The organism is Acinetobacter sp. ANC_7512, from assembly GCF_056779935.1.
Window position 1 is genome coordinate 64053 of record NZ_JBWYIX010000001.1, and the last position, 15788, is coordinate 79840.

Annotated in this window: 18 protein-coding genes and 3 tRNA genes; 12 read left to right on the plus strand and 9 right to left on the minus strand. The window is 37.3% G+C overall.

All coding sequences use genetic code 11. The features are described 5' to 3' along the window. The first annotated feature begins 8 nt into the window (after positions 1 to 8). The 4 genes from AC1M9H_RS00290 to AC1M9H_RS00305 all read left to right on the plus strand — a co-directional run bounded on the left by AC1M9H_RS00290 (position 9) and on the right by AC1M9H_RS00305 (position 3311). Positions 9 to 968 carry a 2-hydroxyacid dehydrogenase gene (locus AC1M9H_RS00290; RefSeq protein WP_481612488.1) on the plus strand — a complete coding sequence of 320 codons (960 nt, stop codon included), beginning with the start codon at positions 9 to 11 and terminating at the stop codon, positions 966 to 968. A gap of 96 nt (positions 969 to 1064) precedes the next feature. After that, positions 1065 to 2504, plus strand: coding sequence for a M48 family metalloprotease (locus AC1M9H_RS00295; protein WP_481612489.1), 1440 nt, complete (start codon positions 1065 to 1067; stop codon positions 2502 to 2504). 9 nt (positions 2505 to 2513) lie between these two features. Continuing rightward, positions 2514 to 2885 (plus strand): GFA family protein, encoded by a 372-nt coding sequence (locus tag AC1M9H_RS00300; protein ID WP_180027612.1) that lies wholly within the window; start codon positions 2514 to 2516, stop codon positions 2883 to 2885. A gap of 63 nt (positions 2886 to 2948) precedes the next feature. Beyond that, positions 2949 to 3311, plus strand: coding sequence for a hypothetical protein (locus AC1M9H_RS00305; protein WP_481591206.1), 363 nt, complete (start codon positions 2949 to 2951; stop codon positions 3309 to 3311). Between the two features lie 112 nt (positions 3312 to 3423). On the opposite strand, the gene AC1M9H_RS00310 is transcribed toward AC1M9H_RS00305, so the two are convergent. Further along, positions 3424 to 3870, minus strand: a complete 447-nt coding sequence (locus AC1M9H_RS00310; protein WP_035268744.1) for a GatB/YqeY domain-containing protein — start codon at positions 3868 to 3870, stop codon at positions 3424 to 3426. 33 nt (positions 3871 to 3903) lie between these two features. Then, on the minus strand, positions 3904 to 4119 hold the full coding sequence (gene rpsU, locus AC1M9H_RS00315; RefSeq protein ID WP_001136722.1) for a 30S ribosomal protein S21: 216 nt from the start codon (positions 4117 to 4119) through the stop codon (positions 3904 to 3906). A gap of 144 nt (positions 4120 to 4263) precedes the next feature. Between rpsU and tsaD the strand changes: the two genes are divergently transcribed. After that, positions 4264 to 5280: a tRNA (adenosine(37)-N6)-threonylcarbamoyltransferase complex transferase subunit TsaD gene (gene tsaD / locus AC1M9H_RS00320; RefSeq protein ID WP_481612490.1), complete on the plus strand. Its 1017-nt coding sequence runs from the start codon at positions 4264 to 4266 to the stop codon at positions 5278 to 5280. 47 nt (positions 5281 to 5327) lie between these two features. Here tsaD and AC1M9H_RS00325 read toward each other — a convergent pair whose 3' ends face one another. The 3 genes from AC1M9H_RS00325 to AC1M9H_RS00335 all read right to left on the minus strand — a co-directional run bounded on the left by AC1M9H_RS00325 (position 5328) and on the right by AC1M9H_RS00335 (position 7663). Next, complete coding sequence (locus AC1M9H_RS00325; RefSeq protein WP_481612491.1) at positions 5328 to 6275, minus strand: aldo/keto reductase; 948 nt, start codon at positions 6273 to 6275, stop codon at positions 5328 to 5330. A gap of 153 nt (positions 6276 to 6428) precedes the next feature. Continuing rightward, positions 6429 to 6956, minus strand: coding sequence for an Ail/Lom family outer membrane beta-barrel protein (locus tag AC1M9H_RS00330; RefSeq protein ID WP_481612492.1), 528 nt, complete (start codon positions 6954 to 6956; stop codon positions 6429 to 6431). A 152-nt stretch (positions 6957 to 7108) separates the two neighbouring features. Continuing rightward, the gene (locus AC1M9H_RS00335) at positions 7109 to 7663 is read right to left on the minus strand and encodes a DUF4385 domain-containing protein (RefSeq protein WP_481595491.1); all 555 of its coding nucleotides are present in this window, start codon (positions 7661 to 7663) and stop codon (positions 7109 to 7111) included. A gap of 330 nt (positions 7664 to 7993) precedes the next feature. On the opposite strand from AC1M9H_RS00335, the gene AC1M9H_RS00340 reads away from it, so the two are divergent. Further along, on the plus strand, positions 7994 to 8872 hold the full coding sequence (locus AC1M9H_RS00340) for a LysO family transporter (protein ID WP_481595490.1): 879 nt from the start codon (positions 7994 to 7996) through the stop codon (positions 8870 to 8872). On the opposite strand, the gene AC1M9H_RS00345 is transcribed toward AC1M9H_RS00340, so the two are convergent. Together AC1M9H_RS00345 and AC1M9H_RS00350 are read right to left on the minus strand one after the other, a co-directional pair. Then, positions 8801 to 9565, minus strand: coding sequence for a hypothetical protein (locus AC1M9H_RS00345; protein ID WP_481595489.1), 765 nt, complete (start codon positions 9563 to 9565; stop codon positions 8801 to 8803). The two genes, AC1M9H_RS00340 and AC1M9H_RS00345, sit on opposite strands and share 72 nt — an antisense overlap. Positions 9566 to 9955: 390 nt before the next feature. Further along, positions 9956 to 10828 carry an ATP-binding protein gene (locus AC1M9H_RS00350; RefSeq protein WP_481591202.1) on the minus strand — a complete coding sequence of 291 codons (873 nt, stop codon included), beginning with the start codon at positions 10826 to 10828 and terminating at the stop codon, positions 9956 to 9958. Between the two features lie 206 nt (positions 10829 to 11034). Here AC1M9H_RS00350 and AC1M9H_RS00355 point away from each other — a divergent pair, with 206 nt between their 5' ends. From AC1M9H_RS00355 to AC1M9H_RS00375, 5 genes are all read left to right on the plus strand, one after another. Then, a complete protein-coding gene (locus AC1M9H_RS00355) occupies positions 11035 to 12579 on the plus strand; it encodes a DUF3336 domain-containing protein (protein WP_481596886.1) in 1545 nt (514 codons plus the stop codon). Beyond that, positions 12524 to 13372, plus strand: coding sequence for a protein kinase domain-containing protein (locus tag AC1M9H_RS00360; protein WP_481612493.1), 849 nt, complete (start codon positions 12524 to 12526; stop codon positions 13370 to 13372). Before AC1M9H_RS00355 ends, AC1M9H_RS00360 begins: the two co-directional genes overlap by 56 nt. A 108-nt stretch (positions 13373 to 13480) precedes the next feature. Then, a tRNA-Leu gene (locus AC1M9H_RS00365) sits at positions 13481 to 13565 on the plus strand. Positions 13566 to 13603: 38 nt separating this feature from the next. Next, positions 13604 to 13677 (plus strand) — tRNA-Trp (locus AC1M9H_RS00370). A 38-nt stretch (positions 13678 to 13715) separates the two neighbouring features. Continuing rightward, positions 13716 to 13800: transfer RNA gene (locus tag AC1M9H_RS00375), tRNA-Leu, on the plus strand. Positions 13801 to 13955: 155 nt separating this feature from the next. Here AC1M9H_RS00375 and AC1M9H_RS00380 read toward each other — a convergent pair. Beyond that, positions 13956 to 14159: a hypothetical protein gene (locus tag AC1M9H_RS00380; protein WP_035267651.1), complete on the minus strand. Its 204-nt coding sequence runs from the start codon at positions 14157 to 14159 to the stop codon at positions 13956 to 13958. A 252-nt stretch (positions 14160 to 14411) separates the two neighbouring features. After that, positions 14412 to 15143, minus strand: a complete 732-nt coding sequence (gloB, locus tag AC1M9H_RS00385) for a hydroxyacylglutathione hydrolase (protein ID WP_481612494.1) — start codon at positions 15141 to 15143, stop codon at positions 14412 to 14414. Positions 15144 to 15368: 225 nt separating this feature from the next. Here gloB and AC1M9H_RS00390 point away from each other — a divergent pair, with 225 nt between their 5' ends. Further along, complete coding sequence (locus tag AC1M9H_RS00390) at positions 15369 to 15755, plus strand: DUF4951 domain-containing protein (protein ID WP_481612495.1); 387 nt, start codon at positions 15369 to 15371, stop codon at positions 15753 to 15755. The last annotated feature ends 33 nt before the right edge of the window (positions 15756 to 15788 follow it).

Consider the following 15788-nt stretch of genomic DNA (forward strand, 5'->3'; position numbering starts at 1 on the left):
GGAGTTTTATGAAAAAAAAGGTTGTGGTATTTAGTCAGATAGATCCGAAAATATTAAATCAATTAGAATCGAAATATCAGGTCGTTCAACTTAATCCGAAACAGGGTGACATTAATGAGCAACTTTTAAGAGAAGTTGCGGATGCAGATGGGATGATAGGCGCTGGGCGTCGTTTAAATCAAGACAACTTGAAGACTGCAAAAAAACTTAAAATTATTTCGTCGGTCAGTGTGGGTTACGATAATTACGACGTTGAATATCTAAAACAACAGGGTATTTGGTTGACCAATACGCCTCATGTGTTGACAGAGACTACCGCTGATTTGGCTTTTACCTTATTGATGAGTGCGGCTCGTAAAGTGACACATTTAGATTCTTGGACAAAGCATGGACATTGGACGCGTACCGCTGGTGTTGCACAATTTGGTCAAGATGTTTATGGGAAAACGCTAGGTATCATTGGCTTGGGTCATATCGGTGCTGCGATAGCTCGACGTGGTTTTTATGGATTTAATATGAATATTCAATACCATAATCGAAAACCATGTATAGAGCGAGCTGAGCCTTTAAAGGCGAAATATTGTGATCTTGATACTTTACTTTCAACGTCTGATTTTATCGTCATTGCAGTCGATTTAAATGAGCAATCGAAAGCGCTGATCGGTCAAGCTCAATTTGAGAAAATGCAAAAACATGCTGTGTTTGTGAATATTGCCAGAGGATCAGTTGTGGATGAGTCGGCCTTGATTGAGGCGCTTGAAAATCACAAAATTTTTGCTGCTGGTTTAGATGTTTATCAGAAAGAGCCGCTCCAAGAATCACCATTGTTTCAATTGGAAAATGTAGTGACATTGCCGCACGTAGGTTCGGCGACAGCAGAAACCAGAATGAAAATGGCAAATCTTGCTTATGATAATCTGGTAAAAGCCTTAGATGGGGATGAGCCTCTATATATTGTGAATAAGTAAAGTCTTTTGAGCGTAATAATAAACGTAACAGTTCATCATTAATCTTCACATCATTCAGTGTTATAGTCGATGGAGTACACGTTTAGGAATACAGGTTTGAAGAAGATCATTTTGGCTTTATTGATAGCGAGTTCGAGTTTTTCAGCGGTGGCTGATGAACTCTACAGTGCCAATAAAATTCAATTTGAAGTGCCTGATATTAATAGTGGTGTTGGATTTATCGATCAACAAAAAGAAAAAATGATCGGTGAAAAAGTCTATCGTCAAGTACAGCAACAACTTCCAGTGTTAAACAATGTTTGGTTGGAAGATCAATTTATGGCTGTATTCCGAAAAATTATTGCGCAAACACAGTTGGGTCAACCAATTGCTTTGGTGATTGTAAACGATCCGCAAATTAATGCCTTTGCTGTACCTGGCGGTTTATTTGCATTGAATAGCGGATTAATTACGTCGGCAAAGAACATGGATGAAGTTGCGGGTGTGGTTGCTCATGAGGTGGCACACGTCTCGCAAAGACACTATAGCCGTTCTCAAGAGGCTTTTAAAGGGCAGGGATTGCTTGCACTCGCTGGTATCATTGTGGGTGCTGCAATTGCATCACAAGCTGATGGTAATGCAGGTGCTGCCCTGATGATGGGAACTCAAGCTGCATTGGTGGATCGACAGTTAAGTTATAGTCGTAATCAAGAGCGTGAAGCAGACCGTATTGGAATGCAATTGATGTATCGTGCTGGATATAACCCGTACAGTATGTCTGAGTTTTTTGAAACCATGAATCGTGCGACTCCAAAAATTAGTTATCTTCCTGATTTTTGGTTAACACATCCTTTGACTACTCAGCGTATGAGCGAGGCTCGATTACGTGCAGATCAACTTCCTAAAGTTCCATATAGCAACACACTCTCTGAGTTTGATCAGATCAAGTGGTATACCGCAGTTGTGACCAATCAAACCAACGAGGAACAGTTAAAGGGAGTGGTGAGAGCAAATGCATTGGCTGGAAGAATTGCACTGTCTGCTTTTTATTTAAAGCGTGGTGATTTTGATCTAGCACAAAAAGAAATTGAGCTTGCTAAGAAAGTCCAGCCAAATCATCAGCTTATCGCGCTTATTCAAGCAGATATCTACTTGGCGACCAATCAATTTGATTCTGCGCAGGAAACGATATTGGTGCGCCAACGAATAACACCTGAAAATCGTGCTTTAAGTTATAAATTAGCTGAAATTTATATTCGACAGGGAAATTTTGTTGCTGCTGAAAGGTTGGCGAATAAATTTATCCAAATCAATAATCGTGATACGCAAGCATGGTTCATTCGACAACAAGCGGCAAATTTAGATATTAAAAATCCTTTACGTACTGTAAATGTATTGCGATATCGGGCTGAAGTTGAATATTGGAAGGGAGCGGAAGAGAATGCGATTCGCTCACTCATTCATGCTCAGCGTTTAGCCAAGGAAAATAACTCTATGAGTGCAGTCATCAATCAAAGACTGCGGATGATGCAGGATGAGCGTCAACAAAAATTATAAGAGGTTTAAATGATAAAAGGTCAATGCTTATGTGGAAAGGTGCAATATATTTATCATGGTGATCTTGAGAAAAGTATCTTGTGCTATTGCAAGCACTGTCAGTTGGCTCAAGGCGGTTTTACTGCATGGAATAGCCCGATCCCGCTTGAAAACTTCGAGTTAATTTCTGGTGAAGATGTGCTTAAGTCTTATTTTCATACCGAGTTAAAGGCAAGAGTATTTTGTGGTGAATGTGGAAGTCCTTTATATTCACATCGACTTGATTTACCAGGCGTTATACGTTTAAGGCTCGGTTCTGTGGTTGAAGGGAAAATACCGCCACCTTATGAAGAGTTTTTCCAGGAATACAAACCTAACTTTATTGAAACTATTCATTCTTAGTGATTTGATTCTTTTAGAATGATGAATGAATAAATATTTTAAATTATGTGATTGAATCTAATAATGAAATTACCACTATTTTTTATGATGTTGTTTGGGGCAGGTGTGTTCACTCATGCGGAAACACTTCCTGTTAAATTTACACAAGAAATTGAAGTTGTATCACAAAAATATAATGCCGATATGAGGCATTTTCTAAAAATGCTAGCACCAAATACAACACATTTTAGCCTTGATCAGACTCAAAGATATTGTGTCATTGTTGGAACTTATGTCGATGGTTTTTATCAGGTGGTGGATAAATATCGAAAGGATTTACCATTTTCCTACTCTAGAATGAGTAAACAGGATGTTGTTGAGAAAGTGAAGCGATCTAAAGAAATGCAGATTTTACAAAGATATAATATTCAATGTGAGTTTAAATAATCAGAAAGTGAAAAACTAAAAGTATTGTTGTAATAAAATCGGGGATACGTGATTTAGAATGGACTATTTAATGACATTATTAAATAGACCAAATCAAACATAATACGAAAAGTTAAGAAAGTTGAGCTTTAATTTTACTCGAAACTTGTGCAGGATCGGCACGTCCGGCTATGATCGGACGTAGAGAATTCATCACCTTACCCATATCTTTCATGCTAGTAGCTTGTTGCGCAGCAATCGTTTGCGCAATAATTGAATCAAGTTCTTCCTCAGTCATAGCTGCTGGTAGAAATTGAGATAAAACCTCAACCTCGGCTTGTTCCTTACTAGCTAAGTCTTGTCGATTAGCGCTTTCAAAAGCTTTAATCGATTCTTTACGTTGCTTGATTTGTTTTTCAATGACCGCGAGAACTCGACTATCATCTAGTTCTACGCGTTCATCGACTTCGATTTGCTTAATTGCTGCTTGGAGACTACGAATCACCGTTAACTTATCCATTTCTTTAGCACGCATTGTTGCTTTCAAAACGTCAGTAATTTGGTTTTTTAAAGTAGTCATTTATATATCCGAGCAGTCAATCACAAATTAATCTTAGTAAAGGCGAGTAGTACGTACTGATTCACGCGCCAATTTCTTTTGGTAGCGTTTAACAGCAGCAGCTTTTTTGCGCTTACGTTCTTGAGTTGGTTTCTCGTAGAATTCACGTTTACGAACGTCAGCTAAAACACCCGCTTTTTCGCATGAACGTTTGAAACGACGGATAGCTACGTCTACTGGTTCGCCTTCTTTCAATTTAACTTGTGGCATGAAGAATCCTCTAGTTTATGGATAAGACTAAGCGCCGAATTGCGCTGAGTCACAAGTGAAGGTCAGTATTTTACTCATTTACATCTCATATCACAAGTCTATAATAGCTTTAGCAATATTTTGAAATGGGTTAAAGGCAATTTAATGATCGTTTTAGGCTTAGAAACGTCGTGTGATGAAACTGGTCTCGCACTCTATGACAGCGAACTCGGCTTAAGAGGACAGGTGTTATATAGTCAGATTAAATTGCATGCTGAATATGGTGGAGTGGTACCCGAATTGGCATCACGCGATCATGTTCGTAAATTAATTCCTTTAATCAATCAATTGCTTGAAGAAAGTCAAATCAAAAAATCTGAGATTGATGCGGTGGCTTATACACGTGGTCCAGGCCTAATGGGTGCACTCATGACTGGAGCATTATTTGGTCGTACGCTTGCATTTGCGTTAAATAAACCAGCGATTGGTGTGCATCATATGGAAGGGCATATGTTGGCGCCTCTTTTATCAGCCACTCCACCGGAATTTCCGTTTGTCGCCTTGTTAGTCTCGGGTGGGCATACACAATTAATGGCGGCATATGATATTGGACATTATGAAATCTTAGGTGAATCAATCGATGATGCAGCGGGTGAAGCATTCGATAAAGTTGCTAAGATGATGGGGCTGCCTTATCCAGGTGGTCCAAATATCTCTAAACTTGCTGAGCAAGGTGATGCCACTGCTTTTGAATTTCCACGCCCTATGTTGCATCAAGGTTTGGAATTTTCATTTAGTGGCTTAAAAACAGCGGTTTCTGTCCAAATGAAAAAATTAGGTGATGAAAACCGAGACGCTGATATTGCTGCGAGTTTTCAAGAGGCTATTGTTGATACATTGGTCAAAAAATCAGTTAAAGCATTAAAGCAAAGTGGTCTTAAGCGTTTGGTTATTGCTGGTGGTGTGAGTGCCAATAAGCGTCTTCGTGAACGTCTTGAAGCAGATTTAGCTAAAATAAAAGCTCAAGTATATTATGCTGAACCGGCTTTATGTACGGATAATGGCGCCATGATTGCTTTTGCTGGATATCAACGCTTAAAAGCAGGACAGCATGATGGCTTAGCCGTGACAACGACGCCACGTTGGCCGATGACGGAACTCAAAAAACCTACTGAAGCATAGATGTTTGGTCACGAGAAAAAAGAGGCTTATAGCCTCTTTTTTTATATTTACACTATTGAAAGAATTTGCATGTCTTCTGGTGAGAGTTGAAGATTCACTGCATTTGAAAATTGGGTAATTTGTTCAAGGTTTGTTGCACTGGCGATTGGTGCTGAAATATGCTTTTGCGCAAGTAACCAAGCCAAAGCTACCTCAGCAGGTGCTGCATTGTGGCGCGATGCCACATCTCTGAGCTTATCTAAAAGGTTTAAGCCTCGCTCATCAAAATATTTTACAAGCGTATCTGCACGTTGACGCCCTTGAATATTGTCTAATGACGAATATTTCCCAGATAGAAATCCACTAGCTAGACTATAAAAACTTACTACACCAATTTGATGGCGTTCACAAATGGGTTGCAGTGTTTGTTCGAATACATCGCGATCGTAAAGATTATATTCAGGTTGAAGAACCTGATAATGTTGCACACCAATCTTTTGTGCAGCTTGAATAGAAGCGTCTAATTGATCAGCTGAAAAATTAGAAGTGCCATAGGCACGAATTTTTCCTTGATCTTTGAGCTTTGAAAATGCTGATAATGTTTCCTCATGAGGTGTGTTTTCATCAGGCCAGTGTGCAAAATAAAGATCAAGATAATCTGTTTTCAAACGGCTTAGAGAGTCTTCAACTGCTTGCATAATCCATCGTTCAGATAAACCTTGATGGCCGGGAATCCCCATATCTAAACCGACTTTAGTAAATAGCACGATGTCTTCACGTTTACTTGGATTTTGTTTTAACCAATTACCAATGATTGTTTCTGACTCGCCACCATGATTGCCTGGTGCCCAAATGGAATAGAAGTCTGCTGTATCAATGGTGTTAAATCCACGCTCATACAGTGCATCTAAAATTTTGAAACTTTGTTTTTCATCAACCGTCCAACCGAATACATTTCCTCCGAATACGATGGGTGCGATGAATAAATCAGTTTGTCCAAGTTTTCTTTTTTGCATGAAACATCCTAGGTAGAATAATACGACTTATTCTAGCTATATAGGATTCGTCTATTTCTCGCTATCCAAATAATGTATAAACATTATCCAATGATTTTGACAAAAAAAGAGGCAAAAAGCCTCTTTTTTAATTCTCTATGTATTCAAGCAGAATCAGAAACGATAACCTGCGCTGATGTTGAACCCATCAAATTTAGCCCCATCAACTTTAGTACCTTCATAACCGATATTGATCGCATATTGCGGAGCAGGATTAATATTAATACCAACACCATATGCAAACGCTGTTTCACTTAGATCCATGTTTTCGTATATGTTCAAGGCGCGATATGAACTTTCAACTTTTGAATGCGCGATCCCGACAACACCATAAACACTGAAATTCTCATTAAGACGATATGCAGGGCCTGCTAGCAAAGAAAAATGCTTTACATCTGTATCTTGGCGTTCACCTAGTTCAATCCAAGTTTCATCACCAGTTTGATACGACATTGTTGCCATAACGCTTAAAGGAGTCTCGAGTTCATAGCGATATTGAGCGTGAACACCGCGAATATCAAACGCATTTTCAATTTCAGACTGAGCATAACCCAATGAAACGGTGTGTTGTTGGGCAAAAGTTGTCGTTGTTAAAGTGGTCATCGAGAGGATTAAACCCAATTTTAAAAATTTAGTTATCATGGCGCATGCTCATTATTTGTGATTTGTTTATCTTTAAATGCAAAAAATGGTGATCATTTTTTGGTAAATGCTATTGTACTTTCTATTTTTCTATTGTAAATAAAAATTAAAGAAATAGTTTTGTTTGTATTATAAATGGTGTGAGAATGTATTTATTGACTCGCAATTGAGTTTTTAAATCGTTCTTTTAATGCAATATAGTGGGAATGCTGTTTAGCTTCATCCCATTTCACTTTAAAAATTCGTGCTGCTGCAGCTTTAATAGGGTCTTCTTGTTGGCGTGGTAGTTCTTCACGCCCGTGAGCACCACTTAAACCTTTTTTGTCATTAGGTACAGGACCTTTATATTTTTTTCCACCTTTATGGTTTGCATAACGTCTCGCTCGGGTATAACCCATTTGTAAAAATTTACGAGCCATATCTGCACCGACAAAATCATCGACTGCTAAATATTCAAGAAAGAGTTGATAAATCTTATTAGAACTCTCTCTAGCTTTATCTTCATCTGCAAATTTCCAAAAGGGCAGAATTTCAGATTTGTAGGGTTCGACGAGTAATACACCCTGTTCACCACGACCAATTCGATAGAGTTCTGGCCTTTCTCTGAAGTTAATTTTTGCAAAGTCCAATGAGTAATCAAAACTTTGAGAATAAACACGAGTGCTTCTATGTGGGATGGTATCAAGGTCGTTATGATTGCGAGTCATCACGTTCTCTTTTGTACTTTTAAAAAATATATTAGGTGATCTGAAATGAAAAACGATTATAGAATTGTGAGTGATATTTTAAAATTGTGATTAGTTGTTTTAAAGAGATGCGCTAAACACGCCGAAAGATTGAAATTGAACTGTACGAGAAATCAAAACAACGAATTAGACTATTGACGATAGCGGGGCGAAATTAAGTTTTAAACTTAAAATCTAGCAGACACAAATGATTAGACATGACTATGCTCAATAAGAAACATTTTGTCATATAAGTTTTATATCTATGAATTAATCTAAGCGATACGTATAAAAATAATTTTGGAAGTCTGATTGGATCTTATCATCATCATTTTTGGCTATCTATATGGTCGTAAATTTCATCCCAACAAGTACATTGAACAAGTATTTTTTTTAGCCCTGATTTTATTTATATTTTTTTGCACTGTTTACGCAGCGCCAAACCTACTTGCATTAGAAAATCCTAGAGCTGTTTTGAGCAAGCTAGTTATTCTCGCACTCGGGGTATGCGCATTTACTTACTGGTTTAGTTCACTATTTTATAAGAAGAAACAGCAGGAAAACAGCAAACGTAAAACAATCCAAATTAAGGATATCATTAAAATATTGACAGTGTATCTTTTGCTTAGTTTGGTTTTTGTGGGAGGAATCTTCACTTATCGAATGGATTTAATAGATGAGCAAATAGCTTTAAGTATTCAAAACGTTCTTATCTACATTATTCTATTTTTGATCGGAGTTTTTATATCAGCCTTTAATATCAAAACATTGCAATGGCATGATTTAAAACTCCCAATCATAATGGTTTTGGCAAATACAATATTTGCCTGCTTTATGCTGATAATTTGGAATGAAAGTGCTGTATTGCTTTCTGGATTCGGTTGGGCAAGTCTGTCTGCTGCGATGATTTCACAAAAACTAAATCCCTTATTGGCAGTTCAAGCTTTAATTGTGGATATGATTCGAGGGATGTTTTCCATCATTTTTCTACAGCTTTTTGGAAGACATCAACCACAAGCAGCAATTAGCACCACAGGTGTACTGTCCTGTGATGCATTCTTACCGATGATTAAGCAACATTGTGGTGAGCAATATGTGCTAGATGCGTTTAAAGCGGGACTATTGTTGTCGCTGTTTTGTCCATTGAATATATTTATTGCGATTCATTTTACCCAAAGTATGACAAATTAAACGGTAAAACACCTCAAAGACAGTGATTTTGGCAATCACTAACATACCATCACCATTGATATATCCGGCATTGTGATTCAAAAAAAATTCAGCATCCTCATTCATGTTATCGTGTTCATGCTTACAACCGCGTGTTCCTCCAAGGCCATCGTTATAAATAAAAACATGGCCAGATTTTGAAAGTTGATAATTGAATTGCTGAGAGAATAGGGTGCAAAGGTCTTGCATTTCTGTATTGTTATTGAGGTTTAAGCGAGTAGGCCATGTATTTTTTTTGAAAGCATATCGTGTAATTGCACGATAACTTGAGGGATGTAAACACACAGCAAAAAAATACGATGGTGCTGGGTGGCGGAGCATTTGAGAAATAATGAAATAAATGTATTGGAATTTTAACAGATTTGATTTTCGATAGGCGCTAAGAAGACCTGCTTGACCACGAAAAACATTTATTGTCTTGTCAAACTTTTTGACTTCATAACGTTGCATACATAAAAATCCAACAGGTTTTTCTTCATCAAAATAGATCAAAACCCGTTTGCTTGCAGCATCATCGGGGGCATAGGCTTGCGCAATGTCATTCAAATCACAACCCTCTGGTGTCATGAAGATCGCTTGATGAAGCGTTTTTAATATATTTTGAACATCTGGGGATTGTGTATGTTGGTTACTATATTTTTTAATTTGGAGCATGGATGCAGCCTTTTTCTATAATTATTTGCGTCCTTCATACTATTTTTGAATTGTTAAGTTTGGGTTACATTGATTTTGTTCGAAAAACAAAAAAATGGTTGTTATGTTATATTGTTTTAAATTTAAATTATTTTTTAATTCTTATTTTGTTGATAAATTTTATTTAAATCAACAACTTAAAATAAATGGTGGGATTTTTTTTATTTAAGATTTTTTGATGTTGATAGAGAGCACTGAGTTAAATTATTAATTTTATCTTTATAATTATTAATGAATAATTTATTAACTTTTATCGTAATAAAAGCTAATAACTTAGCTTAAAGAGTGAAAGTCGAGAAACTAAGACGTTATTCCATCTTAGTTTCTTATTGCAGAAGCTGATGTAAATGCTTAATCACGCTTTAATTGAGTAGAACCGATCCAATGTTTTGAAAATTGGAATGCAGAACGACCTGAGCGTTGACCTCTGGCTTGGCACCAACGTAGCGCTTCAGCACGTACTTCAGGTGTCATTTCAATACCAGATTTTTTTAAATAGTGCTCTACAATCTCTAAATAAAGATTTTGATCCATCGGGTAGAATGAAAGCCAAAGACCAAAACGATCAGACAATGAGATTTTTTCTTCGATCGCTTCTTGCGGATGTAATTCAGTATATTGAGGCACGTCTACTTTAGTGATCGGGGTGTTTTCATGCATAAATTCTGGGAGTAGGTGGCGGCGGTTACTGGTCGCATAAATAATAAAGTTGCCAGAACCTGACTCTAGTGAACCATCTAACACACTTTTTAAACTACGATAATTTTCGTCTTCAGCATTAAAGGCTAAGTCATCACAATACACGATAAATTTTTCAGGACGACCTTCAATAATTTTTTGTATTTCTGGTAGGTCTGACAGATTATCACGTTCAATTTCAATGATGCGTAAACCACGGTCAGCATATTTTGACAGTAAAGATCTTACAATAGATGATTTTCCGGTTCCACGAGATCCAGTCAATAAAATATCGTTTGCAGGTAAACCTTGTAAAAATTGTTCAGTGTTTTGCAGTATTTTTTCTTTTTGTTTTTCGATACCTTTTAAATCATCAAGATGAATTATTTTAGGTTTTTGAATGGGGATCAGCCGTTTATTTTGCCATTTGTATCCTAGTGCTGAGAAATCAATTTCCTGACTCGGTTCAGATAATGTGTGATTAAGTTGATCAATAAGTTGAGAAATTTTTGTTAACAGTTGATCTGGTAGTTCTAGAGTCGCCATAGTTGTTTGTGAAATACAATTCAATAAAATCAAGTTTAATCTACATGATGACGACAGTGATGTGAACTGATCTAAGGGATAAATCTATGGTGACTGGTCGATACAAGAAATAAATTTTATTAAGTTGATTATTTTGTACTTTTTTTGCATAGTTTAAAAACTGAACAAAAACTAATTGAACTAATAAAAATCAAAGGACTAGCTCAATGATTTTAGGCAATCGTAGTCAAATTAATCCGCATCAAGCGTATCGAATTAAAAAAATGCAACATGAGCTTGAACGTGCGGAGAGCTATGAAGAGTGGAAAGACATTGCCTTAAAGCTGGATGAGGAAACGGGCGCTCAGGAATGGAAGTTTAATAATACTTCACCGTATTTTGATGCTGAAATTATATCGCATCGTTTAAATCTCTTACGCCGTTACAAGCTGAATCATCGTGTAATTGATCTTATCTATATTTTGCGAGAAGGCCTGAGTCATGATGTCGCCAATATTGGTCATCCTATGCTGTTCACACAAACATATATTGGCACTAAAAAACTTATTGAGGACTATATCGAAGAGGTTTCACAGAGTTTAATTTATATCGCTTCGGATGAATGTTCAGGTTTGACACATCAAGAAAAATTTGATTTTTTTAAAAATTGTCAACTGACCTATGGTCAACCAGCAATGATGTTTTCGGGTGGGGCCTCATTAGGTTTGTTTCATACAGGCGTGTGTAAGGCGCTGATGGAACAAGATTTGATGCCGAAAGTTTTATCAGGTTCGAGTGCTGGTGCGTTAATGACGGCGATGTTAGGCGTTTCTGATCAAAAAGATATTGATCAGCTGCTGACAGGAGAGAGCTTTTATAGCGAGGCATTCCATTTCAGAAGTTTCAAAGAGTTGCTTAGAGGAAATGGTGGTATTGCTGATGTGCGATATCTTAAGAAATTTTTAGTGGAAAATTTAGGGGACTTAACATTTCAAGAAGCGTATGAAAAGTCTGGACTTGATATTAATATCAGTGTCGCACCTTATGATGTCGCTCAGGAAGATGCTCGTATCATGAATAAATATACTGCGCCAGATTTACTGGTATGGAGTGCAGTATTGGCATCATGCGCCGTTCCTATCTTATTTCCTCCAGTTCGACTGACCAGTAAGCGTTATGATGGGGTGCATACACCATACTTGGCAAGTATTCGTTGGGTGGATGGCAGTGTAAGAAGTGATTTCCCACAAGAGAAAATGGCTCGTCTCTACAATATTAATTACACCATTGCCAGTCAGGTGAATCCACATATTGTGCCATTCATGCAAAGTGATGCGGAGCGTTTTAGAACAGATCTGCTCAGCTGGCCGCAACGTTTAGTGCGTAAACATGGTAAAACGATTGCGATGGATGTCATGAATTTCACTCGTGACCGAATGGGCAGTGTGCCGACGATTAGACGACTATTGGATCACGGTTATGGTATTGTTGATCAGCGTTATTATGGGGATTTAAATATTGTAGGTAATTATAGTCTGCGACATTATCATTATATGTTACAAAATCCGCGACCTCATTTGTTTAAAGTCCTTCAAAGAGAAGGGGAACGGGCAACTTGGTCAAAACTGTCCAGTATTGAAACACATGCGCGTATAGGAAAAACCATTGAACATTGTTTGGATATGCTGACGCAACTGAAACAGCAAAATGAATCTCTTGAAAAACAATCTACAGTGGCAAACCATTCAGCCTCTGCTCAGGCAACCAGTTAATTCTGAACAAAGTCAGCAGTATGGTCGTCTAATTTATTGTATCGAAATAGATGACCAAACGTATTGGGTTAAGCGACAACAGCAGGGTATCAGTTCACAGCATGAGCAGTGGTTCGACAATGAGATAAAACACTACCAATCACTCAGTACTCGCTCTTCAAAGATCTTAGTGCCGTTTGAGATCGTGTATGACGAAAACAGTAGATTCAATACACGTATATCAAAACATGATTCTTCATCATTGATTCTGATAGAAAATGCGGCGCCGTTATTTGAAGTAGAAAATTCTGTCTATATTCAAATGCAGACCTTCCCACACAATGAGTTTTCAAATGTGGTCAATTTATTATTACATAGTCTAGATGCATTACTATCGATTCATGAGCAAGGATTGGTCCATGCAGATCTCAAAAGAGAACATTTTAGAATATTCAATGGTCAACCCAAATTAATTGATTTTGAACAGATGTTTCACTTTGAGTGCCATCCTCAAGTTTCTACGCATGGAACACCAAGGTATATGGCGCCTGAGTTGTTTCATGGTGAGTCAAAATCACAAGCATCAGATATATATGCACTCGGTATTATTTGGTTAGAATGGTTAAATCAGTACTCAATCCGTAAAAAAAGCTATATAGATTGGGCAAAATGGCATTGTCAGCAATTAAAAGTTGAAATTATTAGGCCTTTTTCTGACTTAACACCAGTACTCCAGCAGATGTTGATGAAAAATAAATCACAAAGATTGAACAATATTTATCAATTAAAACAGTTATTAAGCGAATTTGTTTAAACAAAAACCAGTAAAATGGATAATTGTTTTATATTTAGTCAAACAATAAGGTTTTTCAAAAAAAGGGCTTGTCATGAGATAATGATCTCTATAATATACACAGCCATCGGGGACGTGGCGAAATTGGTAGACGCACTGGATTTAGGTTCCAGCGCCGCAAGGTGTGAGAGTTCGAGTCTCTCCGTCCCCACCAAGTAATTTACTAGGTGGAACGACCGAAGTAGGTGAAATAGAGGATTGGTGTAATGGTAGCATGACGGTCTCCAAAACCGTTCGTCAAGGTTCGAATCCTTGATCCTCTGCCAAGTTTTATGAAGCTCAGTAATATGACTGAGTATTCAAAGGGGACGTGGCGAAATTGGTAGACGCACTGGATTTAGGTTCCAGCGCCGCAAGGTGTGAGAGTTCGAGTCTCTCCGTCCCCACCATATTAAGGCAAGGTTTGATACCTTGCTTTTTTATTGCCTATATTTTTATATCAATACAGACTGAAATATATAAATATAAAAAAATCGCCTACAAAGAGGCGATGTTAATATTTAGATGATCTATTTAGTATTCATTCCGTTGAATTAAGGTGAGATTAAGCTTTTAAGTGATCCTCGAATTCTTCACCTAATTGCATTGCCAGAGTATTTCCAGATAAGTCACATGTCACTAAACCATATTCTTTTTTAAAGCTGAAAGTGAAGCCTTGGTTATCCTTTAAATTTCGAACGGAATAACCTAATTTTTCTAACCAAATTCTGAATGCAATTAAATTTTTTGCTTTGACCACTTTCTTCATGAGACAACTCCTTTGACTAATGAAATATTAATAAGGTTAATGATGTTCTTTTTAAAGGGCTTTAACCTAAATTAATGTAAATATATTTTAATTCTATAAATAAGTATATATTTCATGCAATTACAAGACAGAATTTGATCATATTGTTAAAGCTTTAAGATAAAGAAGAGAATGATTTGTCTGAAGGGTATAAAAACTGAGCGAATATCGCTCAGTAATAAACCCCTGTATTTTGAATAGATAATGCTAAATTTAGAAATTATCTTTCATTTCCCGAATACGTTTAAATTCTTCAGCACTGTTGACGCGCAAGAAAGGATTGGTCTCAAGTTCAATTTCAATGGTGGAAGGTAAGGTTATTTGATTTTGATCTCGAAGTTTCTGAACTTGCTCAAATCGTTCTTGCAGTGCCTTATTCTCAGGTTCTACTTGCAAAGCGAATTGTGCATTTGAGAGCGTGTATTCATGGGTACAGTAGACTTGAGTTCTTGGAGGGAGCGCTGACAGTCGGTTAAGTGATTGATACATTTGTTCAGCCGTTCCTTCAAAAAGGCGTCCGCATCCCATTGCAAATAAGGTATCTCCACAGAATAAACTGTCGATTTCATCTGCAAATATTGCGATATGACCTAAGGTATGGCCAGGAACAGCGATGACGTCAAGTTTTAAGTCATTAAAATAAAATTCATCATCATGATTGAGTGGACAACTGATAAATGGAATTTTAGATAATTCTTCGCGTGGACCATAAACTTCAATATTTTTTTCCGCGATTAACTCTGGCACACCACCAATATGGTCTTTATGCCAGTGCGTAAGCCATATTTGCTTAAGTGTTAAACTATTCGAGTCACAATAGTTGACCACCAAATTGGCTTCTGTAGGGTCTACCACGGCAATTTCTTGGGTTTCAGTATCTTCAATAATCCATATATAGTTTTGTAGCGCATTGTTAACATCAATTACGCGAACTTGATAACGCATCCTAAACGATCCTAAAGCATGTGACTTATTTGATCTCATCCTAGATCAAGCTTATCAAATTGTAAAATTCACCCAAATTTTAAACAGCGATGTATTGTAAATATTGATTTCGAATTTGATGAGGTGCATTGTTGTTAGCTTAAGATTATCTGATCTGATGAACTAATTTCGAGTAAAAAGTAAATGATGATAAAAGTGAGATTGAGTGCTTGCATCAGCGCAGTGATGAGTTCGATTGTTCTTGTTGGTTGTATGCAGAACTCTCAAGTTGGTCAACTGCAAAAGTCTCAATTATACGAGCGTCCAAGCAGCTGTAAGGTCAATGAGACAATCGAACGTAAAGCGGTTCCTCAAACACCCAACCAAATGAGCCTTACGAGTTTTGGGCAAGGGGTTATCGGTTGGGCGACAGGGCCAGAAGGTGCTCAAGCACGCTTAGAAAGTATATCCAAGCAAGACATCCATCAGTTAAAAGCACAAGGTGTTAGTTTGGAAATGATACGCGAATGGCAAGCGTTTTATACGCATGAAGCAAAGCGTAATCCATGCAATCCGACTGCGCCGTTACGTGCGCAATTAATGGAAAAAATCGCTTCACTTTGGATGGATTGATATTAAAAAAGATCTCAGTTGAGATCTTTTTTT